At 34.9% G+C, this 17532-nt stretch carries 15 protein-coding genes and 1 rRNA gene; 13 read left to right on the top strand and 3 right to left on the bottom strand.

The window, feature by feature from the left end; all coding sequences use genetic code 11:
• Positions 1–5: 5 nt before the first annotated feature.
• The 7 genes from rrf (at position 6) to VIO64_RS07895 (ending at position 7758) form a co-directional block, all read left to right on the top strand.
• A 5S ribosomal RNA gene (gene rrf / locus VIO64_RS07865) occupies positions 6–122 on the top strand.
• A 613-nt stretch (positions 123–735) separates the two neighbouring features.
• Positions 736–2217 (top strand): PAS domain-containing sensor histidine kinase, encoded by a 1482-nt coding sequence (locus VIO64_RS07870; protein WP_331916876.1) that lies wholly within the window; start codon positions 736–738, stop codon positions 2215–2217.
• 466 nt (positions 2218–2683) lie between these two features.
• On the top strand, positions 2684–3577 hold the full coding sequence (gene spoIIGA, locus VIO64_RS07875) for a sigma-E processing peptidase SpoIIGA (protein WP_331916878.1): 894 nt from the start codon (positions 2684–2686) through the stop codon (positions 3575–3577).
• 51 nt (positions 3578–3628) lie between these two features.
• Positions 3629–4360, top strand: a complete 732-nt coding sequence (sigE, locus tag VIO64_RS07880; RefSeq protein ID WP_331916880.1) for an RNA polymerase sporulation sigma factor SigE — start codon at positions 3629–3631, stop codon at positions 4358–4360.
• 178 nt (positions 4361–4538) lie between these two features.
• Positions 4539–5312: an RNA polymerase sporulation sigma factor SigG gene (gene sigG / locus VIO64_RS07885; protein WP_331916882.1), complete on the top strand. Its 774-nt coding sequence runs from the start codon at positions 4539–4541 to the stop codon at positions 5310–5312.
• 136 nt (positions 5313–5448) lie between these two features.
• The gene (nrdR, locus tag VIO64_RS07890) at positions 5449–5904 is read left to right on the top strand and encodes a transcriptional regulator NrdR (RefSeq protein ID WP_331916884.1); all 456 of its coding nucleotides are present in this window, start codon (positions 5449–5451) and stop codon (positions 5902–5904) included.
• 24 nt (positions 5905–5928) lie between these two features.
• A complete protein-coding gene (locus tag VIO64_RS07895; RefSeq protein ID WP_331916886.1) occupies positions 5929–7758 on the top strand; it encodes a 6-hydroxymethylpterin diphosphokinase MptE-like protein in 1830 nt (609 codons plus the stop codon).
• Between the two features lie 78 nt (positions 7759–7836).
• On the opposite strand, the gene VIO64_RS07900 is transcribed toward VIO64_RS07895, so the two are convergent.
• Positions 7837–8010 (bottom strand): Flp family type IVb pilin, encoded by a 174-nt coding sequence (locus VIO64_RS07900; RefSeq protein ID WP_331916888.1) that lies wholly within the window; start codon positions 8008–8010, stop codon positions 7837–7839.
• 237 nt (positions 8011–8247) lie between these two features.
• Between VIO64_RS07900 and VIO64_RS07905 the strand changes: the two genes are divergently transcribed.
• Both VIO64_RS07905 and VIO64_RS07910 read left to right on the top strand, forming a co-directional pair.
• Positions 8248–8631 carry a VOC family protein gene (locus tag VIO64_RS07905; RefSeq protein ID WP_331916890.1) on the top strand — a complete coding sequence of 128 codons (384 nt, stop codon included), beginning with the start codon at positions 8248–8250 and terminating at the stop codon, positions 8629–8631.
• A 484-nt stretch (positions 8632–9115) separates the two neighbouring features.
• On the top strand, positions 9116–10435 hold the full coding sequence (locus tag VIO64_RS07910; protein ID WP_331916892.1) for a phenylacetate--CoA ligase family protein: 1320 nt from the start codon (positions 9116–9118) through the stop codon (positions 10433–10435).
• Between the two features lie 101 nt (positions 10436–10536).
• On the opposite strand, the gene VIO64_RS07915 is transcribed toward VIO64_RS07910, so the two are convergent.
• Both VIO64_RS07915 and VIO64_RS07920 read right to left on the bottom strand, forming a co-directional pair.
• A complete protein-coding gene (locus VIO64_RS07915) occupies positions 10537–11421 on the bottom strand; it encodes a response regulator transcription factor (RefSeq protein WP_331916894.1) in 885 nt (294 codons plus the stop codon).
• Positions 11418–13232, bottom strand: coding sequence for a sensor histidine kinase (locus VIO64_RS07920; protein WP_331916896.1), 1815 nt, complete (start codon positions 13230–13232; stop codon positions 11418–11420). Before VIO64_RS07920 ends, VIO64_RS07915 begins: the two co-directional genes overlap by 4 nt.
• 243 nt (positions 13233–13475) lie before the next feature.
• Between VIO64_RS07920 and pgeF the strand changes: the two genes are divergently transcribed.
• Genes pgeF through VIO64_RS07940 form a run of 4 tightly spaced genes read left to right on the top strand, consistent with a single transcriptional unit; the run spans position 13476 to position 17478 of the window.
• On the top strand, positions 13476–14315 hold the full coding sequence (gene pgeF / locus VIO64_RS07925) for a peptidoglycan editing factor PgeF (RefSeq protein WP_331916898.1): 840 nt from the start codon (positions 13476–13478) through the stop codon (positions 14313–14315).
• 22 nt (positions 14316–14337) lie between these two features.
• The gene (locus VIO64_RS07930; RefSeq protein WP_331916900.1) at positions 14338–16002 is read left to right on the top strand and encodes a peptide ABC transporter substrate-binding protein; all 1665 of its coding nucleotides are present in this window, start codon (positions 14338–14340) and stop codon (positions 16000–16002) included.
• 43 nt (positions 16003–16045) lie between these two features.
• Positions 16046–16561 carry a signal peptidase II gene (gene lspA, locus VIO64_RS07935; RefSeq protein ID WP_331916902.1) on the top strand — a complete coding sequence of 172 codons (516 nt, stop codon included), beginning with the start codon at positions 16046–16048 and terminating at the stop codon, positions 16559–16561.
• On the top strand, positions 16561–17478 hold the full coding sequence (locus tag VIO64_RS07940; protein WP_331916904.1) for an RluA family pseudouridine synthase: 918 nt from the start codon (positions 16561–16563) through the stop codon (positions 17476–17478). Before lspA ends, VIO64_RS07940 begins: the two co-directional genes overlap by 1 nt.
• Positions 17479–17532: the final 54 nt, after the last annotated feature.

Consider the following 17532-nt stretch of genomic DNA (forward strand, 5'->3'; position numbering starts at 1 on the left):
AATTTTCTGGTGGTTATTACGAGAAGGTCACACCCGTTCCCATCCCGAACACGGCAGTTAAGCTTCTTAGTGCCGACGATACTTAGACGGTCGCGTCTTGGTAAAATAGGTAGTCGCCAGATTTATATCAGAGCCTTATGCAAATAGCATAAGGCTTTGTTTGTGCTTATTTTATAGCGTACGCGTACGGAGGAATTGATGAAGAAGTTTGGAGATCTATATATGACTTGAATCGGCTATGTATTGATCGGGGAACTTTGTATTTTTATATTATAATTGGTATGGGATTCGCAGAAGATGAGATTCCAAATTTTGTTGGCATAACTTATGGAAATGGTTCCTTCATAGCTAACTATTACACAAATACTTGTAGCTATTGCTAGTAATAGAAAAATTGTCAGTAAATATTTATTTCTTTGATAGGATTTTATCGGATCCTAAAAATTCATAGTGCTGTCGATACTTAGAGGATCGCCTCTTGGTAAAATAGGTAGTCGCCGTATCTATATCAGAGTCTTGTGCAAAAAGCATGAGACTTTGTTTGTGTTATAAAGGAATTTTGAGTGTTTAAGCTTATCAAATTTATTTACAATAATAATATATTAATCCTATAATATGGTATAATCTGAATTAACTTGGTATAATAGAATGACATAATTTGATTTTCTATAAGATTAAATTTAATATATCATTTGATTAAGATTAGTGTATGTTAACACAAATGGGAGGAAAAAGGTGCCATCTAAAAAATATGTTTTCAAAAACTTATTTAAGTCATCCAGTAAAATCGTATTGCTTTACATTACTTTAAGTTCATTATGGGTTTTATTTTCAGATTCTTTGCTGAAATCTCTTAAATTAAATTATTCAATAATGGCATACATATCTATGGTAAAAGGATGGCTTTTTGTTGCCATAACAGGAGTCATGCTATATTTCCTAATTGAACACAGTATGAAAAAATTAAAATTTTCTGAAGAAGAATTGAGAAAAAGAGATGAAATGTACAGGTTAGTTATTAATGGGACTACCGACGGTCTTTGGGAATGTAACATGGAAAATAGCAGCATCTATATTTCACCTACTCTCAAAGAAAAGATTTGTGCTGAGTTTAATAGTATTTCAGACCCTCTGGACATTTGGAAGGAATTCGTTCATCCAGATGATATAGATATGCTTCTAAGTAACATTGATGATTATATAAAAAGAAGAATTACCAAACTTTCTTGCGAATGCCGAATACAAACTAAAGAAGACGGCTATTTATGGATTCACCTGAAAGGGCAGGGTATTTGGAACAGCCATGGCCAAATATTAAGTATTATAGGAACGCATACTGACATAACAGAAAAGAAGACGGTTGAGGAGAAGCTTAAGCTCGCAAGTGATGAAAACCTTAGGTTGTTAAATGAAGTAATAGAATATGACAAGCTCAAAACAGAATTTTTTACTAATATATCTCATGAGTTTCGCACACCTTTAAATGTTATACTGGGATCTGTACAATTAATCGAGTCTTACAAAGACAACAAAAACCCAGATGAAATAAAAAATAAACTAAACAAAAATGTAGCATCAATCAGGCAAAATTGCTATAGACTCCTAAAAATAATAAATAACATTATTGATATAACAAAAATTGATTCGGGGTTTCTTGAATTAAACCGGCAGTGCTGCAATATCGTAGATGTTATAGAGCGAGTTACACTATCTGTTGCTGAGTTTATTGAGAGCAAATCGTTGAGCCTTACTTTTGATACCGATACCGAAGAAAAATATATGGTTTGCGATATAAATAAGATTGAAAGAGTTATGCTCAACTTGCTTTCAAATGCAACTAAATTCAATAGGCCTGGGGGAAGTATATTTGTAAGGCTCAATGATATGGGAGATAACATATTGATTTCAATAAGAGATACAGGGATTGGAATACCAAAAGATAAAAAAGACCAAATATTTGAAAGATTCAGGCAGTTAAATACATCCCTGACCAAGGAGAGCGAGGGGAGTGGTATTGGATTATCAATTGTGAAATCACTTATAGATATGCATGGAGGAGAGATCAGTGTAGAAAGTGAGTTGGGGGAATATACCGAGTTTATAATAAGGCTTCCAGCCAATGCAGAAGCCTCATGCATTCAGGCCGGAAATGAAGACAATAAGTCCAGGAAATACTTATACATGGCCAGTGTTGAGTTTTCTGACATCTATTCATGATGTAAAATAGGTAGTCGCCAGATATATATCAGAGCCTTGTGCCAAAAGCGTAAGGCTCTGTTTATGTTACGTCAGCAAGGTAATTTTAAAATAGATAATCCTCTAGTATAATAAAGCCAGCTAAAAATAAAAAATATTCCATGTAAGATATTAGTACAATCTGGTTAGTGTAAAACACTAAGCTTATCTAAATTCTCAAGTTAAAGAATCGTTTTAAGTTGGTGCAAATCAAGATTGATATTATCAATTAATATTAAAAATATCCCAGGCGTGTTGTATAAAAAGGCTATAGGATATTTTGTCAATCAGTTTCCATATTTCTACAGTTCAGTTTGACAAAAACTATTCATTAGAAGTTATATAATATACATAAACTTAAGACCTGCTGAATATAAGTATATTATAAACAGTGGGAGTCATTCATCATAATAAACATTAAATATAAAAAACATACGGGGTATCAAGCGTGGAAATTTATTTGGATGTTTTATTTTTGGAAAATTTGGTAGTTAATTTCTTAATACTATATGTAACATCAATCTTTTCAAAAGTAAGGGTATCTAGCTTGAGGCTTGCTGTTGGAGCTGCAATTGGTGCATCATATGTGGTAGTTCTGATTATGCTGCCCGGTATGAAGGTGTATGGAACAATTATTGCGAAGCTGCTTCTGTCGGCCGGAATTATTGCTGTTACATTTACTCCTGAAAAGTTGAAAACTTTTTTTAAGATTCTTGCAATGTTTTATGTCTCTACTTTTATATTTGCAGGAGCTGCATTTGCATTTATTTATTTCAACCAGTCGGGAGGGTTTGTAAGAAACGGGATTGTATATGTATTCTGGAAGAATAAGCTCACTATTCTGGTACTGTCCCTTATTATGGTGGGAATAATTGTAAAGATACTTATTGAAATCATTCAAAGCAGAACCAAGGAAAAGTATCTTATGCCAATAAAAATATCTTTTGAGGACAATGTAATTGAATTGGCAGCTTTAGTCGACACGGGAAATTCACTGCATGATCCCCTGACCAATATGCCTGTCATTATTGTAGAGTACCTGGCTATCAAAGATGTATTGCCAACTGACATTCAGGATATATTTAAGGAATCCAAAGAAAATGATTTGGACAATATATCTAGGGTAATATCCAATTCAAAATGGTTTTCCAGATTCAGACTTATACCGTTCATGTCAATAGGAAAGGATAACGGAATATTGATTGGTTTTAAGCCTGATTATATTGAAATAGGGAAAGACGATGATAAGAAGGGGGTAAGGGATGTGGTTGTAGGCATATGTAACAAAACATTGTCCAGAAACGAGAGATATAGGGCACTTCTTAATCCGGAACTTGTTTAAGGTGTTTGATCCTAACGATATAAAATTTATTAAATAAAAGGGGATGAAGGAATGTTTATTGGCAAAAGGATCAAGTTTATACTACTCATAAAGTACATTAATATTCTAAAGAAATTTGGTAAATATAAGAGGTCACCAATACACTATATAGGTGGAAGTGATGCCTTGCCGCCTCCACTTAGCAATGATGAAGAGAGCTTTCTCTTAAACAAACTTGAAAACAGTGATTTTGGCGTAAAGACAATACTTATTGAGAGAAATCTAAGACTGGTGGTGTACATAGCTAGAAAGTTTGAAAATACCGGTATTGGAGTGGAGGACCTTATATCAATAGGTACAATAGGCCTTATAAAGGCCATAAACACCTTTAATCCGTCTAAAAACATCAAGCTTGCTACTTATGCTTCAAGGTGTATTGAAAATGAAATATTAATGTATTTGAGAAGGAATAATAGAATTAAGACTGAAATATCCATAGATGAGCCTCTTAACATAGACTGGGACGGAAATGAGCTGCTTTTATCCGATATTCTAGGTACCGAGAACGATCTTATTCACAGGAGCATAGAAGATGAGGTGGACAGAGAACTCCTGAATATTGCCATTAAGAAACTTACGAACAGAGAAAAGAAAATAATGGAGTTGAGGTTCGGGCTGGAGAGCGGTATAGAAAAAACCCAGAAGGAAGTTGCCGATATGCTGGGCATTTCCCAGTCATATATCTCTAGGCTTGAAAAGAGGATCATAAGCAGGCTTAAAAAGGAGATAAGCAGGATGATGTAGGGCTGACTGAAATATTACTTCTACTTTACGGAATACCATTAAAACCGGCAAGTTATACATAATAAGTTCAATTTGTCTTATAAAAATCTTTAGTGTAATTTATGTATTTTACAGTATAAAAAAAACCTCTCAGGCAATAATGATATTGACAAAATATTAGCTGCCGGGAGGTTATTCTATGCTTATAAATAAAGTAGAGATTTGTGGAGTAAATACGTCTAAATTACCAGTTTTATCTAACGAACAGAAAAAAGTTTTATTTGAAAGAATGCACAAAGGGGACACCACGGCACGAGAGGAATTTATTAAGGGTAATCTTAGGCTAGTTTTAAGCGTAATACAAAGGTTTAATAATAGAGGAGAATATGTTGATGATTTGTTTCAAGTAGGATGCATAGGCCTTATAAAAGCTATAGACAATTTTGATGTTTCTCAGAATGTAAAGTTTTCTACTTATGCTGTACCTATGATCATAGGTGAAATCAGGAGATATCTAAGGGATAACAATTCCATTCGCGTAAGCAGGTCCTTAAGGGATATTGCCTATAGAGCACTGCAGGTAAAGGAAAGGATGACTAACAACAACTCTAAGGAGCCTACAGTGGATCAGATAGCCATGGAGTTGCAAATTCCCAAGGAAGATGTGGTGTTTGCATTAGATGCCATTCAGGATCCTATCTCGCTTTTTGAATCCGTTTACCATGATGGCGGTGATGCAATCTATGTTATGGACCAGGTGAAGGATGAAAAGAATCAGGATGAAAACTGGCTTGAGGAAATAGCTTTGAAGGAAGCGATGAGGAGGCTTGGAGAAAGAGAAAAGCATATCTTGAATCTGAGGTTTTTTGAAGGGAAAACTCAGATGGAGGTTGCTGAAGAAATCGGGATTTCACAGGCACAGGTTTCGAGACTTGAAAAAACAGCCCTGATGCACATGAAAAAATATATTTAAGATGCCTGATTTTTGCTAAAAAAATAAAATAAATTCCAAATATCTTTATAATTTTTTTTTACTATGATAGAATTTAAAATAAAAATACGCTGGTATATAGAAGTTCATCTAGTGTTTTAGTTAGGGAGGGGATTTTGTGAGGTGCCCGTTTTGCGGCTTTATAGAGGACAAGGTAATTGACTCAAGGCCTACTGATGAAAATACTGCCATCAGGAGAAGGAGGGAGTGTTCCAATTGCACTCGGAGGTTTACAACTTATGAGAAGGTTGAAAGTCTGCCTATTATGGTAGTGAAGAAAGACAAAACCTGTCAGATATTTGACAGGCAAAAGTTAATGAATGGGCTTATGAGGGCCTGTGAAAAAAGACCGGTATCAGTAGAAGATTTGGAAAAGCTTGTTAATGGTATTGAAAGCCAGGTTTGCAATTCTCTAAAGAGGGAAGTAACATCCAATGAATTGGGTGAAATGGTTATTTTAAAACTGAAAGAGCTGGATGAAGTTGCTTATGTACGATTTGCATCGGTTTACAGGCAGTTTAAGGATATAAACACCTTTATGGATGAGCTCAGGAAGATAATCAGAGACAAATAAAACCTCTTATAAGTGGAGTTGATAATGATGAATGAGGTATTGCAAAAGAATCTCAAGCTTTTGGAAAGACACCAGCCCAGTGTATTTAAAAAACTGGAGCTGTATATCAATAATCGTTATGTGCCGCAAAATAATATAATTGAAAAAATAGTGGTAGCCAAACAGGATGACATTATTATAAATATGCTTGTCAAAATCGGCGGAGAGGATTTTATACTTTGTGACCATGAAGACCCGATAAGTGAGGCCTACAGGTGGATAGACAAGTACATCGACCCTACTAATAAAGCAGACATAGTTTTCGGAACAGGATTCGGCTATCATCTTGAGGTACTGTTGACCGGGTTTAAAAACAAAAAGGTAATAATAGTTGAGCCTGACATAAACTTGTTCTATCACATCATTAGCATAAGAAACCTTGAACTCATAATTAAAAAGTCGGAAATTTTTCTTGATGAACCTATCGAAAGCATTCTGGAAAGAATAAACCTGCTTTTGTGGGATACCGAACAGGGAGGAATTCAGTGTGAGCCCTTTGAAGTTTATGGGTTTATGTTTGAAAGCTTGTGGGATGAGCTAAGAAGTAAATTTATTAAACAAGCGGAAAACTTCAATGTAGATTTTTCTACCAAGAGGGTATTTGGGGAGCTGTGGACAGCCAACAGCTTGTCCAATTCATTAAAAATCAAGGAAGCTTCCAATTTTCAAGGGCTTATCGGTAGGTTTCATGGAGTGCCGGGGGTACTGGTATCAGCAGGACCTTCACTTAGAAAGAACATTCACCTACTTAAGGAAATTAAAAATAATGCCGTAATAATGGCAGCAGGCAGTGCCATTAGAATCTTAGAGGAGTACGACATAACTCCTCATTTTATGGTGGGGATAGATGCAAGTGAGGCTGAGGCTGAGCTGCACAGGAAAGTTAGAAGCAAAGACATTTACTTTATATATACCAATCAGATCGCAACAGGTTCTGTAGAAAGCTATGAAGGACCTAAGTTTCTTATGAATTATCCAGTTGATAATTTTACATCAGAGTTTTTAAAATTTTCCAACATAAAGAGTGAATATATTTTAAGCGGACCGTCAGTAGCCAACTCATGCGGGGATTTGCTTTTTAAGATGGGCTGTAATCCTATTATTATAGTGGGGCAGGACCTTGCACTTACAGGAAAGGCTGTAAATGATAACCAAAGTATTGATTCCAACCTGGTATTGGAGAAAGATATTTTTGGACAGCCTATTTATACAAATATAGTGTTTTTATCAATGAGAAACTGGTTTGAAAGCTATTTTGATAAGATTAAGGACAGGGTTGAGCTATATAATGCTACTGAAGGTGGACTAAACATTGAAAACGTAAACAACTTCAGACTTGACGAATTGATTCCGATTATAAGGTCTACAGAGAGGGATATTGACGGACTTATCGCAAACATACACAGACAGAGCAGGTTTTCTTATGATGTGGATAAAAAGCTTGATGAATTTAAAAAAGGACTTATAACAGAAATGAATAAATTTGAAAGGCTGTTTGATGAGCAGGAAGGTATAGTGGATTCAATAGCTAAAGATATTTATCATCCATCCAAAAATAAAAACCTTTTTAACAAAATGGCTAAAAGGGTCTCAGAAATTACAGATATGCTCATAGAGTCAGCATATTATAATATTCTTTTGAAAAATCTTGTGGATATTGATTTTTATTTGATCAAGCTTGAAGTTGACAGAGCAACAAAAGAATTCAATGACTATGACAAATTAAAACAAATATTTACAACAGCTATGAAACGTCAGATTATACTTGTTAAGGATAAAACCAAAAATATAAGAAGTTATGTAAAACATAGTTAACGCAATTATTAAACATAACAAAAGGCCTAATAACCCCTATTGAAGTTATCAGACCTTTTGTCGGAATATATTTTATTGCTACATTTCGTTTGAAACATTGTTGAAGAGGTTTGCTATCTTAGGTCCAAGTATTACTAGGGCTGCTATAACTGCGACTGCTATAAGGGAGATGATCAGACCATATTCAACCATACCCTGGCCCTTTTTGCTGTTTAGATAAGTTTTTACATAATCATAATAAAATTTCATCATAGGGATTCCACCTTTCAATTTTAAAGAATTTTTAGGAGTATAAAGATAATCAATATTTTTGATTTGTGAGTGCCGGCTTTTAATTTGACTTACCTGATAATTTAATTATAAAATTTTTGTATAAATAATTCCATATGCCGCAAGTACTCAATTTTATGGTAATATAATACTAGATAGCATATAGGAATATGGATAGAATACTAATATTTATATAGTACTAATAGAGAAGGTATTATTATGAGAATCGAGCATATAGCTGTTTGGACAGCAGATATTGAAAGGCTTGCAGCCTTCTATGAAAGGTATTTCGAAGGAAGAAGAAATGAAAAATACATAAGTGCTCATAAGGAATTCCAGTCCTATTTCCTGGTATTTGCCGATGGTGCCAGGCTCGAAATTATGACAAGGCCTCAGGTAAGTACTGGGGCCATAGATCAGGAGACGATGGGCTATACACATATTGCATTCTCCGTTGGAAGTAAGGAGAAGGTTATTGAGTTGACCGATATGATTACAAATGATGGATATAGACTTATTTCATTACCAAGGACCACGGGGGATGGTTACTTTGAAAGTGTAGTTCTTGATCCTGACGGAAATATTGTTGAAATTACCGTTTAGGTATTATCAAATAATTAACTGGTCAATGGGGCATTTCAAAAAGCTGAATTAAGGGTAATATGCAAAAAATAATTAAACAATGTATTTTTTGAAATGCCCTTAATTAAAAAGTACTCAAATAACAAGAACTTTGACTGTAAATAAATCCTCGAATATAATACTTTAATGTCGAAACAACAAAATTGTGCTATTGTTTGTATGCTATAACTGAAGATGACAATTATTTGCTATCTGTAAACAATTAATTCCATTGTAAACGATAATAAAAGAAATTAGAGTATAAATAAGTATTTTTTAAATTCTTATCAGAAAAATATAGACAGCTTTTAAGTAAAATAATATAATTAATTTCCAAGGGTAATTACTTTTATTAACACACTGGAAATTAAATATCGGATTGGAATCTATAAACTGCACTAAAGATTAAATTAATTCAATTTATCTATGGCTCTTTGACTTTTCTTATATATGGGGGTGGTTTAGGATGTTTTTGAATGAAAATGTTTTAAAAAAACTGAATGAAACACTTACGCAATCCAGAAAGTCACATTTTAATAGGAACAGAATACCTGACAGGAAAATAGTATCGCTAGAAGATTTCAAAAGTCTGCCTTTTACTACAAAAGATGATATAATAAATAATTCTCCAAATGGTTTTATTTGTGTTCCGAAGAAGGAATTATACCAATATCACGATACCTTTAGTTTTTCGGGAGGTTCATCGGTTTCCTGGTTTACAAAAAGCGAGCTTATCGATTGTGCCAAAAGGATAAATTCGGGAGGCATTGGATTTAATGAAGACGACAGAGTGCTCATAAGGTTCCCATATGCACTTTCCACAACAGCACACTTTACGCATATTGCAGCACAGATGAAGAATGCATGTGTTATACCTACCAGCTCCAAAAATAATATAACCCCATTTACAAGAATTGTCTACATGATGAAGAAGCTGGATGTCACAGTGTTGGCGACTATGCCTATTCAAGCGTTGCTCATTGCTGAGACTGCACAGATGATGGGTTATAATCTAAAGTCTGATTTTTCTGCCTTAAGGGCCATTTATACTGCGGGAGAGGCGTTAACTTCCTCAAAGAGAAAGTTGATTGAAAGAATGTGGGGAGTACCTATCTATGATTATTTCAGTACAGCAGAGGTAGGGCCTTTAATGATTGAATGTGAGCATAGAAAAACCCACCCCCTTGATGAAAATTTTTTATTTGAAGTGTTGGATGAGAATCTGGACAAAGAGGTTGCATCAGGAGAGGCAGGAACCCTTGCAATAACAACACTAAACAAGAAGGCTACTCCATTAATCAGATATTTGACAGGTGATAGAGCCAAGGTTACACATAAGGAGTGTCCCTGCGGTCGAAAGGTGTCTATGGAAATAGACGGAAGAAAGAGGGGCAGTGTTGTAGTTGAGGACAGAGAATTTGATATATGGATACTGGAGGAAATGGTTTCTCACTTGCCGATAAACGGCATGTGGCTCTCTATTCCTTTCAGGAACGGCATAAAATTTCTCATCGAAAAGCACATTGAGGATGATCAAATAACCGATGAAATGATAAAATGGCTTGAGGAAAATTATCGCGTCCCTGTATTTATTGATTTTGTCGAAAAAGGATCATTAAACAGCAGGTATGAATCATTAAAAATGGAAAACGAAATCAAATATAAGGACAGCGAGTTATATATGGAAGATATGCCTTATTATAGCAACAGTATAAGCTATGCGGAAATATTCCACAAAAAAATACTATATAGAACCAATATACTTTTCCAAAAGTGGAAGGTGTAACTATTATAAAGATATTTCGAAAATAATTTTTTACATATACTATGACTTTTAATATAAATAAAAGCTTTTCATTCATATTCTGGATGAAAAGCTTTTGCTATTTACAACATACTGTTTTTATACTCCATCGGAGTCATTCCGGTAAGTTTTTTGAAGAGCCTGTAGAAGTAGGTGACATCGGAAAAACCAACTACCTCTGCTATTTCATATATTTTATACTTGGGGTCTCCAAGCAGCTTTTTTGCTTCCTCGACACGGATGTTATTCAGGATGTCTATAAAATTGCTGCCTGTCTCCTTCTTTAACAATTTACTTAAATACCAAGTGCTGATGTAAAGTTCCTCCGACAGGGTTTTTAAATTTATATTTTTGGAATAATTTTCACGAAGATAAATAAGGGCTCTATTTACAAGGTATTTTGAATTTTTAGACGATTCACTGGTTTCATAGCCGTTTCCTTTTTGATTAATACCATCTGAATTGATACCGGTTTGAATATTATAATTATTTTCGTTTGTATCTGAGAAATCCTGCAGGTAATACTTTTTTGAGCTTTGTATTTCATTTGCTTTTTTAACTAATAGCTTGTAATGTTCTTTTTTTTCTTTAACCTTTTTTATCTCTTTTATTGCACATTTAATTGTCTGGGTAATTTCGTCAACCTTGGATGGTTTTAACAGGTAACGGAAAGCACCTAGCTTTATAGCTTCCTGAGCATACTCAAAATCCCTGAAGCCAGTAAGTATTATTATTCTGCAATCTTCCTTGATACTTTTTATCTCAGAAATCATCTCCAAACCGCTTTTAGAAGACATCCTTATATCCGTAATAATAATGTCCGGCTGCAATGAATTAATTAGCTCAAGGCCATCTTCGCCATCTTCAGCTTCCCCGATAATTTCACAATTCATGCTGGTCCAATCTATTATTTTTCGGAGACCCTCACGAATTATTTCTTCATCATCAATTATTACAACTTTTATCATATACCTACCCCTTGATCCTCATTAAACGGAAGCTTGAGAATAATCGTAGTTCCTTTTCCAGCCTCACTGAAAATTTTGAGGCCAAAATCGCTACCGTAAATAAGTTTTATTCTTCTATGTACATTCATTATACCAATTTTCGTCCTGCTTTCATACTGATTTTCTACATTTTCTTCCAAACTCTGCTTTAATTTTTTTAAAGTTTCATCATCAATTCCTTTGCCATCATCCGCAACAATAATAAGAAGCATGTCCTCTTCAATTGAAATGATAAGCTCAACTGTTCCGCCGCCTTTTTTGGTTTCTAGGCCGTGATAGATTGAGTTTTCTATCAATGGCTGAATAAGCAGCTTAGGTATTTTATAATCTAAAGCATCATCATCTATTGATTTTATAAATCTAATTTTTTTACCAAACCTTTTTTGAATAAGCAGGTTGTAATTATCAATATAGTCAAGCTCCCGCCTTATAGGTATCATTTTTTCATTATTTCTGTCAAGGTTTGCATCTATTATCGATGATAAAGCCGTTACCATTTCGCTGATATCGTCAACTCCATAGAGTTTTGCTTTCCAATTGATGGTTTCTAATGTGTTGCATAGAAAATGAGGGTTAATCTGAGCCTGAAGTGCCTTGATTTCAGCATCCTTCATCATAAGGCTTTCCTTGTATACCTTATTTATAAGCCTGTTTATTTCTTCAGACATCCTGTTAAAGGTCTTGAAAACATAACCAAGTTCGTCCAGCCTGTCATCAGCAACTGTTATTCCGGTATTGCCTTTTTCTATTTTATCCATCCTATCAACTAACAGATATACCGGGTTTATTATGTCCCTATAGATAGTATAAATCAGTATAAGCCAGATTGGAAGTGTAATAAGGCAAAGAATGAAAATGGTAATTAGAACCTTTTTCATATCGACTAATAAAAGGTTTGAAGATATGAACACTGCAAGCTTCCATTTCAATTTTGGGATTTCGTTATAAGCCAAATAAATTGTATCTCCACCATGTTTAGCACTGTAGAACCCGCTGGGCTCAGAGCTTTTTAACAGCTCTTCCCAAGCTGTTTTGTATTTTTCATCAAAGGTATTATATTGATAAACGAGTAACCCATTATCGTTATAAATGCTAACATTCTGTACGTTATAAGTCAGAAAATCACGTATGGTACCAAAAAGGTAGTTCTCATTTACCTTACAAACTAAAGTGCCTATTGATTCATTAGCTGAAGCGTAGTCCAAAACTTCTCTTATAATATATATTTCAGTAGGTTTACCCTTTTGCTGCTTGAAATACCAAACCGGATTTCCTGAAGATTTTTTTGCCATTTGAAACAACTTATCGTCTGAGATTATCTTTTCGCTATCAAGTGTAAGGTTGTTGTCGGCAAAATAGGTTTTATTGCTTATGTTAAATCTAAAGGCCATTAAATCAAACTCATTGCTAGAAGCAACATAGCTTCCAAGATAAATTTCTATGTCGGATTTGAATGTCTGAGGATTGGATAAATATGGCTCATTTAAGCCGGATTTTAGTTGGTCATTTGCCGCATATAATTTATCGTCAAGAAGTATCTTCGCAGAGCTTTTTATAACATTTTCCAATCTGTCAGACAGTATTGTTGAGAGGACGTCAACATTTTTTACAAGGTTTTCGGTAGATTTTTCCTCGAATACGGAAGCATAGCTTTTATACCCAAAATAGGCGATAAAAACAATTGAATAGGCCATGAGGATAAATATAAGAAGGTTTAGTTTGCTTTTTATTGAAATGCTGTAATATAATTTCCTGAATCTTTTAAATCCCACGATAAATTCCTCTCATCGGTTAAAGTTTATTCACTTGATTTTATTCGACAATAGAATAATAATCTCCTTCTATAATTTATTCAATTAATTTTTGTGCAAAATTGCCAGGGTTACAAAACCACTCCAAGTTTTTGCATTTGCTGCTCTGTGATGGTATGGTATTAAGTTATATTGAGAATCATATTATAATAAGCTATAATATGATATGAATTAAGTTATATCGGGCCGAAGGGGTGCAATAATTTGAAGGAAATTTTTATAAACAACAATAACATAACTTATAATTCCATAAACGGGGTTGAATTTATACAGTTTAGCAACTTGAAGAAATACCAAAGCACCATAAGTCACGGCTTTACCACGAGGATCGGCGGAGTCAGTACAGGTGAGTGCTCATCCCTTAACATGGGCTTTAACCGTAAGGACACAAGGGAGAATGTTTTGGAAAATTATCGGAGGGTTGCTGAGGTATTAAATATAGATTCGAGGGATATGGTTTTATCCAAACAGGTTCACGACAGTAAAATAAAAGCTGTTGGAGAGCAGGACAGGGGAAAAGGCATATTTAAGGAAAGTGATATTCAGGGCTATGATGGATTAATGACAAATGAAAGAAGTGTAGCCCTTGTAACATTTTATGCCGATTGTGTTCCTTTATTGTTCTTTGACCCCCAAAAAAAAGTTATAGCAGAATCCCATTCAGGATGGCGGGGAACCTTAAAGGAAATAGCAAAGGAGACTTTGATTTCAATGAATAAAGAGTACGGCTGCCTGGCACAAGACATAGTTGCTGCTGTGGGGCCATCAATAGGGAAATGCTGCTTTGAGGTGGGAAAGGAAGTCTATGAAGAATTTAAAGCTAAGCATAATGACATAGACATATTTTGTGAGTGGTTAAATGATGAAAAACTCAAGATAGATCTGCAGGGTATTATTAAAAGGACAATGGTTGGGCAAGGCGTCAGGGAAGAAAACATTTGTATGAGTGAAATTTGCACAAAATGCAATAATGATATATTCTTTTCCCATAGGGGAGACAGCGGCAGGACCGGGAGTCTTACTGCCATAATGCAGATTTTATAATGTATATGCGAGGAGAATACAAATGAAAAGTAGGGTTATTAAGGTAGTTTCAACGCTGTTATGTATTAATATTTTTCTTACATCGTGCAGCCTCAGGGATAGTGTAAATATAGAAAACAAAGAAAAAAATACCCAAAATGAATTCAGCGGTGATATAATGGATAAGGGGCCTGTAAGAGGAGGAAATCTAAGAATATTCAGTACAGCTCCCGATACCTTAAACCCGCTTTTGACACAGAACCTCTACGTTAAGGATTTCTCTGAAATGATTTTTGAGAGTCTGGTCAGACTTGATAAGAGTCAAAGGCCGCTTCCTGTTTTAGCGGACAAATGGGAGGTTTCCCAAGACGGCCTGTCATGGGTTTTTTATCTCAGAAATGATGTGGCTTGGCAGGATGGAACTCCATTTACTGCGGAAGATGTTGAATTTACCCTGAAAAATATTCAGGATCCAAAGGTAAATACTTTATATAAAAAGAATATTGAGGATATATCCGCTTTTACAGCAGTTAACAAAAATACTATAAAAATTATATTAAAAAACCCAAATTCATTTTTAGCCGAGTTGATGACGTTTCCTATAATATCAAAAAGACATTTTAACGGGGACAGCATAGTTACATCCAAGAAAAATGAAACTCCAATGGGCACCGGACCATATATGTTTTTGTCATCCGATGGGAAAAGTCTTATAAAATTGAAGCTAAATGAAAGCTGGTGGAGGGCTTCAGGCAAAAAAGAAAAAATTCTTCCATATATCAGCAGCATAGACGTAGTGCTCAATCGCAGCAGCAAGGATGCCATCAATGATTTTCAGGATGAAAAAATAGACTTGACTTATTTGAAAAATCGTGACTTTAGTAAGTTTAACGGAAGAAATGATGTATATTTAAAGAAGTTTCCAAGCAATAATTACGAATATTTATCTTTAAACCTCAAAAATGCAGTTTTAAATGACAAAGTCGTAAGACAGGCTATGGCATATGCTATTGACAAAGTGAAGTTAATTGATAAGATTATACCAGGTGAAGCTATAGCGGCAGATCTACCTGTCATTCCCGATACATGGCTGTATGAGTCAAATGCACTCTCATACACAGCCAGCGTTAAGAGTGCGAGGGATCTGCTTTTGCAAAATGGTTGGAAGGAAGATATGACAACGGGTATAATGTATAAGTCTGTAGGAGGCGTTTACAGAAAATTAGAGTTAGAGTTATTGGTAAATGAGGATAATGATGTAAGATTCAGAATTGGCGAAATGATCGCGAGCCAGTTAGAAGCATGCGGTATTAAAGTTGCAGTTAAAAAAATGAAATGGGATGAAGAATTCAAGAAAATTAACAACAAGACATATGATATGGCATTGTTAGGACTAAGCATACCTGATTATTCAGACATATCTTATGCTTTTTCATCAGACAGTTATGCTTTTAACACCTCAGGATATAAAAACCCGGAGGTTGACGGGTACTTAAGGCAAATAAAAAGCGAAAATGATGATGCCAAGAAAAAGGCCATGTTTTTTAACATGAGAAGTATTATAAGCGATGAAATGCCTTATATAGGGTTATATTTTTACAATCATGCTGTTCTTTTTAACAAAAGGGTGAGGGGAGATTTGAGCTCTTACCAGTGGAATAAGTATAACGATGTAACAAAATGGTATATTACAGCACCTGTTAGATAGTATAAAATGTCTAACAAATTACAGTATATGGAGGTTAATTTATATGTTATGGATAGCACTAGCTATTGCAATAGTCGTCTTAGATCAGGTCAGCAAGTACTTGATAATAAGTAATCTTAGTTTAGGCCAGCAAATACCTGTTATTAGTGATTTTTTCAATATAACTCATTGGAAAAATACAGGAGCTGCATGGGGAATACTTGAAAATGGACGAATATTTTTTATACCTTTTACAATTGTTTTGTCAGCAATTCTTATCCGTATTCATATGAAGTCGGATAACAAATTTTTAAAGCTCTCCCTTACATTAATATTGGGTGGTGCCATGGGCAATTTTATTGACAGGGTTTTTCGGGCAAGTGTGGTAGACTTTCTGCAGTTCTTCTTCGGATCGTACCAGTTCCCGATATTTAATATTGCAGATTCCTTTGTTGTTATAGGAACAGCACTCATGGTCTGCTACATACTTTTCATGCAAAGGGACATTGAAAAAAAAGAAGCTCATAATAGAGAGTTTGAAAACAACGAAATTGAGAAAAAAGAGGTTGGAGAATCCTAATGGAAGAGATAAAACTTGTTGCAGATACTGCGGATTTAAGAATTGACTCATGGATAAGCGAAAAGCTGGGTGATTATTCAAGAACATATGTAAAAAAACTTATTGATAATGAATCGGTTCTCGTAAACGGTAAGAAAATCAAATCGAACTACAAACTTAAAGTAGATGATGAGGTGACGGTTTTTGTACCTGACCCTGTAAAGCTTGATGTGGAAGCTGAAAAGATTGATATGGACATAGTCTATGAGGATAAGGATATACTTGTAATAAACAAGCCAAAGGGAATGGTGGTTCATCCGGCTGCGGGGAATTATTCAGGTACCTTGGTAAATGGACTGATGGATTACTGCGGAGATGATCTATCCGATATAAACGGTGTTATACGACCAGGTATTGTTCATAGAATAGATAAGGATACTTCAGGGCTTCTGGTGGTTGCAAAAAACAACAAGGCCCATGAAAAATTGACTGAAATGTTAAAAGCTCATGACATTAAAAGGGTCTACTATGCTGTTGTGGATGGAGTAATAAGAGAGGAATCAGGTAAAATAGATGCTCCTATAGGCAGGCATCCTGTCGATAGAAAGAAGATGGCTGTGAGTACCAAGAACGGCAGGCATTCTGTTACATACTTCAAAGTGCTTGAACGTTTTGAGGATGCAACCTTTATTGAAGTCAGACTGGAGACGGGAAGAACCCATCAGATCAGGGTGCATATGTCATATATCGGTTATCCTGTTATGGGGGACGAAGTCTATGGAAGAAGAAATAAAAGCATAAATACAGACGGACAGGTTCTTCATGCCAAAATTCTTGAGTTTATACATCCTGTAAGCGGTGAAAATATGCGATTCGAGGTGGACTTGCCCCACTACTTCAAAGAGGTATTGGATCTGAAACAGTTTAAGTCATTATAGATTGAAAGGTTCGTAACCTTGTTATGAATTAAAACATCTTCAATAAATTATGAA

The organism is Pseudobacteroides sp. (genome assembly GCF_036567765.1).
Classification (GTDB): Bacteria; Bacillota; Clostridia; order Acetivibrionales; family DSM-2933; genus Pseudobacteroides.

Bases quoted from the DNA above. Each gene is read 5' to 3' on its own strand.
- VIO64_RS07940 (WP_331916904.1), top strand. From the start codon at position 16,561: ATGGAAGAGATAAAACTTGTTGCAGATACTGCGGATTTAAGAATTGAC.
- sigE (WP_331916880.1), top strand. From the start codon at position 3,629: ATGTTTATTGGCAAAAGGATCAAGTTTATACTACTCATAAAGTACATT.
- sigG (WP_331916882.1), top strand. From the start codon at position 4,539: ATGCTTATAAATAAAGTAGAGATTTGTGGAGTAAATACGTCTAAATTA.
- VIO64_RS07930 (WP_331916900.1), top strand. From the start codon at position 14,338: ATGAAAAGTAGGGTTATTAAGGTAGTTTCAACGCTGTTATGTATTAAT.
- VIO64_RS07895 (WP_331916886.1), top strand. From the start codon at position 5,929: ATGATGAATGAGGTATTGCAAAAGAATCTCAAGCTTTTGGAAAGACAC.
- lspA (WP_331916902.1), top strand. From the start codon at position 16,046: ATGTTATGGATAGCACTAGCTATTGCAATAGTCGTCTTAGATCAGGTC.
- VIO64_RS07910 (WP_331916892.1), top strand. From the start codon at position 9,116: ATGTTTTTGAATGAAAATGTTTTAAAAAAACTGAATGAAACACTTACG.
- VIO64_RS07900 (WP_331916888.1), bottom strand. From the start codon at position 8,010: ATGATGAAATTTTATTATGATTATGTAAAAACTTATCTAAACAGCAAA.
- VIO64_RS07905 (WP_331916890.1), top strand. From the start codon at position 8,248: ATGAGAATCGAGCATATAGCTGTTTGGACAGCAGATATTGAAAGGCTT.
- VIO64_RS07915 (WP_331916894.1), bottom strand. From the start codon at position 11,421: ATGATAAAAGTTGTAATAATTGATGATGAAGAAATAATTCGTGAGGGT.